General features: G+C 44.2%; 1 protein-coding gene. It reads left to right on the top strand.

Features of this window, described 5'->3' with window-relative positions:
• Positions 1 to 30: 30 nt before the first annotated feature.
• The coding region (locus AAEY62_RS20725) for an NAD(P)/FAD-dependent oxidoreductase (protein ID WP_350636156.1) at positions 31 to 378 on the top strand (348 nt) is incomplete at its 3' end.

The raw sequence follows: 378 nt of genomic DNA, 5'->3' as shown, positions 1-378 counted from the left end.
GTGTATTACCCTCGCAAAAGGAAGGATAAAGTGAATAACCCTGAGCAGTTTGATGTTGTTGTAATTGGTGCGGGCCCCTCTGGCGCACTTGCAAGTAGCCTTTTAGTGCAAAAAGGCTGGCGAGTATTAGTGCTTGAGCAACAGATTTTTCCGCGCTTTACTATAGGTGAGAGCTTGTTACCGCAATGTATGGAATATTTGGCCGACGCTAATTTAGTCGCTCCATTGCATGAACACGCTGCTAGTTTGGGGTTTCAGTTTAAAAACGGCGCTGCGTTTCATCGAGCGGGTGAAAATACCGCTATTAATTTTACCGAAAAATCATCACCAGGGCCAGGTACTACTTATCAAGTGAAAAGAGGGCTGTTTGATAAATTA

The sequence above is a fragment of the Pseudoalteromonas sp. GW168-MNA-CIBAN-0100 genome, assembly GCF_040309225.1.
In the GTDB taxonomy this organism is placed as follows: Bacteria; Pseudomonadota; Gammaproteobacteria; order Enterobacterales; family Alteromonadaceae; genus Pseudoalteromonas; species Pseudoalteromonas arctica.
The sequence above is the reverse complement of the archived record's forward strand: the minus strand, read 5'-3'. Positions and strand labels throughout refer to the sequence as shown.